At 66.7% G+C, this 7,769-nt stretch carries 7 protein-coding genes and 1 pseudogene; 5 read left to right on the forward strand and 3 right to left on the reverse strand.

Annotated elements, in window-relative coordinates; genetic code table 11:
• A pseudogene (locus WAO18_RS07250) lies at positions 1–429 on the reverse strand (ATP-dependent DNA ligase); the annotation flags it as partial.
• A gap of 96 nt (positions 430–525) precedes the next feature.
• Between WAO18_RS07250 and WAO18_RS07255 the strand changes: the two are divergent.
• Positions 526–1,284 carry an SDR family NAD(P)-dependent oxidoreductase gene (locus WAO18_RS07255; RefSeq protein ID WP_422205088.1) on the forward strand — a complete coding sequence of 253 codons (759 nt, stop codon included), beginning with the start codon at positions 526–528 and terminating at the stop codon, positions 1,282–1,284.
• 106 nt (positions 1,285–1,390) lie between these two features.
• Positions 1,391–3,556 carry an acyl-CoA dehydrogenase gene (locus WAO18_RS07260; protein ID WP_422205090.1) on the forward strand — a complete coding sequence of 722 codons (2,166 nt, stop codon included), beginning with the start codon at positions 1,391–1,393 and terminating at the stop codon, positions 3,554–3,556.
• 8 nt (positions 3,557–3,564) lie between these two features.
• Here the strand turns inward: WAO18_RS07260 and WAO18_RS07265 are convergent, their stop codons facing one another.
• Positions 3,565–4,239, reverse strand: a complete 675-nt coding sequence (locus WAO18_RS07265) for a winged helix-turn-helix transcriptional regulator (protein ID WP_422205091.1) — start codon at positions 4,237–4,239, stop codon at positions 3,565–3,567.
• 109 nt (positions 4,240–4,348) lie between these two features.
• Here WAO18_RS07265 and WAO18_RS07270 point away from each other — a divergent pair, with 109 nt between their 5' ends.
• The gene (locus tag WAO18_RS07270) at positions 4,349–5,185 is read left to right on the forward strand and encodes a class I SAM-dependent methyltransferase (protein ID WP_422205092.1); all 837 of its coding nucleotides are present in this window, start codon (positions 4,349–4,351) and stop codon (positions 5,183–5,185) included.
• A gap of 15 nt (positions 5,186–5,200) precedes the next feature.
• Here WAO18_RS07270 and WAO18_RS07275 read toward each other — a convergent pair whose 3' ends face one another.
• Positions 5,201–5,551 (reverse strand): Zn-ribbon domain-containing OB-fold protein, encoded by a 351-nt coding sequence (locus WAO18_RS07275; protein WP_422205093.1) that lies wholly within the window; start codon positions 5,549–5,551, stop codon positions 5,201–5,203.
• A gap of 60 nt (positions 5,552–5,611) precedes the next feature.
• Between WAO18_RS07275 and WAO18_RS07280 the strand changes: the two genes are divergently transcribed.
• Positions 5,612–6,805: a thiolase family protein gene (locus tag WAO18_RS07280; RefSeq protein WP_422205094.1), complete on the forward strand. Its 1,194-nt coding sequence runs from the start codon at positions 5,612–5,614 to the stop codon at positions 6,803–6,805.
• Between the two features lie 22 nt (positions 6,806–6,827).
• A partial coding sequence (locus tag WAO18_RS07285; RefSeq protein WP_422205095.1) for an FCD domain-containing protein occupies positions 6,828–7,769 on the forward strand: 942 nt, incomplete at its 3' end.

Genomic DNA, 7,769 nt, shown 5'->3' on the forward strand with positions numbered 1-7,769 from the left:
CGCGGCCTTGGCCACCGCGTCGGCCATCACCCCGATCAGCGCGCCCTGACGCAGCTCACCGGTCAGCAGGCGCCGCAGGAACGTCTGCTCGACTTCAGTTGCTGAGGAGAACAATCCGCCGATCAGCTCGGCGCGCCGGGTCTGCGAGCCCTTACCCGACACCGCACCGATCGTCGATAGCGTGGAGTCGACACCGAGGACGGTCAGGTTCGGTTGTCCGGCGGCAGCCGGCAACGACCGCAAAGCCGCATAGCCGACTCCGATCTGGCGCTGCGGCAACTCTCCGGACAGCCACGCCACCACGATGGCGACCAGGGCGGGATCGGATTCGGCCTGGCCGAGTAGCTCGGCGATCCGCGCGGTCTTGGCCAGCCGCGACGCGGAGCCACCCACGTCGACCGAGGTCGTCGCGACGTCGATCAGCAGCACAACCCACCTTTACACGCCTGACCGACAACGTCACGCGCCGCCGCGATAACGTGCAGCTAACGCGCGGGCACTGCCCGAACAAACAAGGAGGTTTGGATGGAGATCAACGGCAAGAAGGTCATCGTCATCGGTGGTGCCTCGGGCATGGGCCGCGCCAGCGCCGAGTTGCTGCACACTCACGGTGCCAGCGTCGCAATCTTCGACCGCGAAGGGTCGGACGGCAAGGACGTCGCGGCCGGTATCGGCGGCGATTTCTATCCGTTGGACGTGACCGACTTCGCCGCCACCGAGGAAACCCTGAAGACCGCGGTCGACAAGCTCGGTGGCCTGCATGTCACGGTGACCACGGCCGGTGGTGGCATCGCCAAGCGGACCATGTCGAAATCCGGGCCGCACGACCTCGAGTCGTTCCAGTCCGTGATCGATCTCAACCTCATAGCCTCGTTCAACATCAGCCGGCTGGCGGCCAGTTACATGAGCCAGAATGAGCCGGAGGACGAGGAGCGCGGCGTCATCATCAACACCGCATCGATCGCGGCCTTCGAGGGGCAGATCGGCCAGGTGGCCTACACCGCCGCCAAAGCCGGAATCGCCGGCATGTGCCTGACCATGGCGCGCGACCTCGGGTCGCTGGGCATTCGGGTGCTGGCGATCGCGCCGAGCCTGTTCGCGACCGGGCTGACCAAGGGCATTCCGGACGAATACGCCACCGCGCTGACCAAGGACGCCGCGTTCCCGAAGCGGCTGGGCCGCCCGGAGGAGTACGCCAAGCTGGTGGCGGCGATCGTGTACAACCCGATGCTGAACGGCCAGTGCCTGCGCCTGGACGCCGGCCAGCGGTTCGCACCCAAGTGACCTTCTAGCGGGCCCGCCTCCCGACCGACCACCTGGTTGGGAGGCGGCTTGCATTTAAGTACACTCTTTCCGACCGGCCAATGGCGTCCAAGAGGAAGGCCCTGCAATGGGTATCGCACTGACCGACGACCATCGCGAACTCGCCGGGGTGGCCCGCGGGTTTCTCGCTTCGCAGAAGGCCCGCGCCGCCGCGCGGTCGCTGCTGGATGCGCCCGAGGAGGCCCGGCCGCCGTTCTGGCAGGCGCTCGTCGACCTGGGCTGGCTGGGCCTGCACATCGACGAGGAGCACGGTGGCTCGGGCTACGGGTTGCCGGAGCTCGTCGTCGTCATTGACGAACTGGGTCGTGCGGTGGCGCCCGGGCCGTTCCTACCCACCGTCATCGCCTCCGCGGTGATCGCCAAAGACGGTACGGCTGAACAGAAGTCGCGGCTGCTGCCGGGACTCATCGACGGTACGGTCACTTCGGGCATCGGACTGGGTGGCCAGGTGAGCCTCAGCAACGGCGTCGCCGACGGCGATGCCGGCATCGTGCTGGGCGCGGGCCTGGGTGACCTGCTGCTGGTCGCGGCCGGTGACGACGTGCTGGTGATCGAGCGAGGCCGCTCCGGCGTCTCGGTGGAGGTGCCGGAGAACCTGGATCCGACCCGGCGCTCCGGCCGTATCCGGTTGGAGAAGGTCAAGGTCAGCGACGACGACATCCTGCGCGGAGCGCACGACTCCGCGCTGGCGCGCGCCCGGACGCTGCTGGCCGCCGAGGCGGTCGGGGGAGCGGCCGACTGTGTCGACTCCGCGGTCGAGTACGCCAAAGTGCGTCAGCAGTTCGGCCGCACCATCGCCACGTTCCAGGCAATCAAGCACCACTGCGCCAACATGCTGGTGGCCAGCGAGTCGGGTATCGCCGCGGTGTGGGACGCGTCCCGGGCGGCGTCCGAAGACGAGGAGCAGTTCCGGCTCGCGGCGGCTTCGGCTGCCGCACTGGCGTTTCCGGCCTACGCACGCAATGCGGAGCTGAACATTCAGGTGCACGGCGGTATCGGCTTCACCTGGGAACACGATGCGCATCTGCACCTGCGCCGAGCGTTGGTGACGACGGCACTGTTCGGCGGTGACGCACCCGCCGAGGACGTGTTCGAGCGCACCGCCGCTGGTGTCGCCCGGGAGAACAGCCTGGACCTGCCGCCCGAGGCGGAGGAAATGCGGAGCCGGATTCATGCGGAGGTTGCCGAACTGGCTGCGCTGGACAAGCAGGCGCAGCGCGACAAGCTGATCGAGACCGGCTACGTGATGCCGCATTGGCCCAAGCCGTGGGGATTGGCCGCAGATGCGGTGGAGCAGTTGGTCATCGAGGAGGAGTTCCGCGCCGCGGGCATCAAGCGCACCGACTACGGCATCACCGCGTGGGTGATCCTGACCTTGGTCCAGCACGGAACACCTTGGCAGATCGAACGATTCGTCGAGAAGGCACTGCGCAAAGACGAGATCTGGTGCCAGCTGTTCTCGGAGCCCGAGGCCGGTTCGGACGCCGCATCGATCAAGACCAAGGCCACCCGAGTGGACGGCGGCTGGAAGATCAACGGCCAGAAGGTATGGACTAGCGGGGCGCACTACTGCGCCCGCGGTCTGGCTACCGTGCGCACTGACCCCGACGCACCCAAGCACGCGGGCATCACCACGGTGATCGTCGACATGAACGCCCCCGAGGTCGAGGTGCGACCGCTGCGTCAGATCACCGGCGGGTCGGACTTCAACGAGGTGTTCTTCAACGACCTGTTCGTGCCCGACGAAGACGTGGTCGGGGAGCCCAACACCGGCTGGACCGTGGCGCGGGCAACGCTGGGCAACGAGCGGGTCAGCATCGGCGGCAGCGGATCCTTCTACGCGGGTTTGGCCACTCAAATCGTGGAGCAGGTGAAGGCTCAGCCAGATCGGTTGCCGGGCGGGCGAACTCGCGTCGGGCTATATCTCGCCGAAGAGAACGCTCTGCGGCTGCTGAACCTGCGGCGCGTCGCGCGCAGCGTCGAGGGTGCCGGACCGGGGCCGGAAGGCAACGTCACCAAGCTGAAACTGGCCGACCACATGATCGAGGGTGGCGCGATCATGGCCGGCCTGGCGGGGCCCGAAACCGCGTTATACGACGGCGCCGGCGCGCTCGCGGGCCGGATGGTGATGAGCGCCCGAGCCATGGCGATCGCCGGCGGCACTTCTGAGGTCACCCGCAATCAAATCGCCGAGCGGATCCTGGGCATGCCGCGCGACCCGCTGATCAACTGACACAGCGCTCAAGCCGGACGCGGGACGGCGGCCGCGAGCGACTGGCCGAGCCAGCCCGGCACAGCCCGGCGGGCCTCCGCGGCTCCGTGGATGGTGACGTCACCGGCGAGCATCGCCCGCGACCAGGACACGTCGCCGCGCCAGATCTGGGTCAGGGTGCGCAGGCTGGTGTCGACGGTGGCAGCCACCTCGTAGCCGGGGTCGAAATCGCAGACATCGGGTACGCCCTCCGACACCAGCAGCCACCAGTGCGCCGCCTTGCGGTCGACGTCGGCCAGGTCAAACGCCACCACGGTGCGCGCCCGTGGCCATGCGTCGACCGAGATCGTGCGGCGGATATCCCACATCAGCAGATGAGGGTCCAGGTCGGCGTCGCCGAGTTCGCCTATCCAGCGAATTCCCCAGGCACCGAGCGCGCCTACGACTCCGGCGAGTTCCTGCCCACACGGCGTCAGCGCGTACGAGGAGCGGCCATCGGTCTCGACGCGTTCGACAACGCCGGCACGGGTCAGCGACTTGAGGCGCTTGGACAACAGCGCGGGTGACATCTTCGGCAGACCACGCCGCAGGTCGTTGAAATGCACACTGCCTCGCAGTAGTTCACTCACCACGAGCAGGGTCCATCGTTCATCGAGCAACTCCATCGCCTTTGCGATGGGGCAGAACTGGCCATACGTCGACATATCTCCAGTACACCGCCTGGCAGCGGAATTGACTAGTACAGACCGTGAACCACAGCGGGTTCAGATCTGACACTGGAAACGGTTCAGCCGGCAGCCTGAGGATGGTGGCATGACGACCAGAATTGACTCCGACGTGGTGGCTGCCGATCACGCACTCGAAAACAAGCACCGCGCGCTGTGGGCGCTGGGCGACTACACCACCGTGGCAACCGAAGTGGTGTCCCCGCTGGGCCCGGTGCTGGTCCAGGCGACCGGGATCGGCCCCGATGACCGGGTGCTCGACGTCGCCGCCGGAGCGGGCAATGTGGCGATTCCTGCCGCCCTCGCCGGCGCGGAGGTGGTCGCCAGCGATCTGGTCCCGGAACTGTTGGAGCGCGGTGCAGCGCTCGCTCAGACCCGCGGCGTCAATCTGCGGTGGTGTGAAGCCAATGCCGAAGCGTTGCCGTTCGGCGGCGGTGAATTCGACGCGGTGCTCTCCTGCATAGGGGTGATGTTCGCCCCGCATCATCAGTGCGCGGCCGACGAGTTGGTCCGGGTCTGCCGTCCCGGCGGAACGATCGGGCTGCTCAGCTGGACGCCAGAAGGCTTCATTGGTCAGATGTTTGCGACGATGAAGCCTTACGTCGCGGCGCCCCAGGCCGGTGCGCAGCCGCCGCCGATGTGGGGCAGCGAAGACTATGTGCGCGGTCTGCTGGCGGATGGCATCACCGACTTCACTGCGCAACACCGTGCGCTCAGTGTGGATCGATTTGCCGATGGCGCGGCATTCCGCGACTTTTTCAAAACCTATTACGGGCCGACGATCTCGGCGTACCGGGGCATCGCAGGCGAGCCGGAACGGACCGCATCGCTGGACACCGAACTGGCGGAACTGGGCGACCGATACCTGGCTGGATCGTCGACGATGGAGTGGGAGTACCTGCTGGTCACCGCCCGCAAGCGCTGACAACGAAGGCAGTACTCAGGCGGGCGCGAAGCGCGCTGCGCCGCCGGGGCCGGGCTCCGGCAACGCCTCGACGCGCATCCCGCACGTCACTGAATCAGGTTCGCAATCAACGATATTGGCCGCCACCCGTAACCCGTTCTGCTCGGCGAGCTCGACAAGGGCGATGACGTAAGGCGTCGGGATCTCTGGGTTGAAAGCGTGATAGTTGACCGTGTAGGTGAACACGGTGCCCTGACCCGATACTTGCCGCGCGACCAGGGGGCCGCCACAGTCGTGGCATTCGCCGGCCGCGGGATGGACCCAGTGCGCACAGTTCTCGCAGTGCTCGATCAGCAGCGGCGACGGCGCCTCGGTTGACACGGGCAATACAGTACACTCAATTGTCCCGGGTTGGTGGGCAGTGGGTTGGTCTAACGGACGGCGCAGATGAGCTACTTCGAAAAAGACGCGATCATTTCCGGCATCGGTATCTCCCGAATCGGCCGTCGCACTGGCATTCCCGGGCTGGAACTCACCATGGAATCTGTTCGGGCCGCCATTGACGACGCCGGCTTGGCCCCTTCGGATATCGACGGGATCGCCACGTTGGGCGACACTCCTGCCGCCGAGGTCAACGCTGAGCTGCACATCGATGCGGCCGATTGCGGGACGGGTTTCAGCACCGGGGGTCTGCTCAACCCGGTGATCTCGGCGTGCCGCGCGGTTTCCGAGGGCCATGCGCGGCACGTGATCATCTACCGGACGATCCAAATGCTGGGCGGCACCGTCCCGGTGAAGCAGGACGAGAATGCGCCCGCTCCACCGCTGGCGAGAATGTTCGATACGCCCGAAGGCGAGACGCCGCCCTTGGTCGGCCCGATGGACGATGTCAGCGATCTTGTTGCCGCCCAAGCATATTCGGCCGCAAACTGGCTTGCGCTGGTCTGTCGTCGTCATATGGAGCTGTACGGAACCACCAAAGAGCAACTGGGCTGGCTGGCGGTCAACAGCCGGCGTAATGCTGCACTGAATCCCCGTGCGGTGTACCGGGATCCGATGACCATGGCGGACTATCTCGCCGCGCGGCCGGTGTCGCTGCCGCTGGGCTTGCTGGACTGTGACGTGCCGATTGACGGTTCGATCGCGGTGGTGGTGTCGGCGGCCGCTTATGCCGATGACTGCCCGCACCGAGCGGTGAAGGTGGAAGCGGTCGGCGGCAGCAACGGTGCCGGTGGCTGGTTCCACCGTGCGGACTATCCGAAGATGGCATCGGCAGATGCGGCGGCGCAGATGTGGTCGCGGACCGATCTGACGCCCGCCGATCTGAACCTCGCCGAACTCTACGACGGCTTCACCTTCCTCACCTTCGCCTGGCTGGAGGCGTTGGGCATCTGTGGTGACGGCGAGGCCGGCCCGTTCGTCGAAGGCGCCGAGCGGATCGCGCTGAATGGCGCGCTTCCGCTGAACACCTACGGCGGCCAACTCTCGGCGGGCCGCATGCACGGCTATTGGCTGCTGCACGAGGCGTGCCTGCAGTTGCGCGGCGAGGCGGGGGAGCGCCAGGTGCCACGGCGCCCGGAAGTCGCGGTGGCGGCGGTGGGCGGCGGTCCGATCGCCGGATGCATGTTGCTGACATGCTGAGTTACCTTGTACAGGATCGCAATTGAGCCCTGAAGCTCTGCTGCATGCCGGAGCCGGTGCTGCTGCCCGGCGCCGGCCCGATAAGCGAGCTTCACAGATTGCGCGTCGCATCGAAGCCGACATCATCAAGCGTGGCTGGCCAGTCGGCCAGCTGCTCGGTTCTGAGCCGGCTCTGCAACAGCGTTACCGAGTGAGCCGGTCGGTGCTACGGGAAGCAGTCCGACTCGTCGAACATCACCAGGTGGCGCGCATGCGGCGCGGCCCGAACGGCGGACTGCTGGTCTGCGAGCCGGACGCCGCACCGGCAACCCACGCCATCATCATCTACCTGGAATACCTCGGCACCACGATCGGCGACCTGTTGGATGCGCGGTTGCTGTTGGAGCCGTTAGCGGCGGCGCGGGCGGCGCAGCAGATCGACGAAGCAGGCATCGACCGGCTCCGCGGCGTCTTGCGGACCGAGCAAGACCGCAACCCCGATCCGGCGAATGACGAGTTTCACGCCGCGCTGGCTGAGCAGTCGAAAAACTCAGTGCTGCAATTGTTTATCGATATCCTCATGCGGCTGACCGTTCGATACGCCGAAGATTCGCGATTCGACTCGGCCAGCGATGCATTCGAGGCGATCGAGCACCGCCACCGCGACCACTCAGCCATCGTCGCCGCGGTCACCGCTGGCGACGCAGCGCGCGCGATGACGCTGAGCGAACAACACGCGCAGTCGACGACGAAGTGGCTGCAGGACCATCATGACCCCGGCAGCCGTCCACGCACGCGGCGCAGTACCGACCGGGAAGCGCCGCGGGGCAAGCTCGCCGAAGTGTTGGCCGCGGCCATCCGCGACGATATCGCCCGCAGCGGATGGCAGGTGGGGGAGGTATTCGGCACCGAGGTCGCTTTGCTGGAGCGCTATCGGGTCAGCCGCGCAGCGCTTCGAGAAGCGGTGCGGCTGTTGGAGTATCAC

The sequence above is a fragment of the Mycobacterium sp. genome (assembly GCF_049278535.1).
Lineage (GTDB): Bacteria > Actinomycetota > Actinomycetes > Mycobacteriales > Mycobacteriaceae > Mycobacterium.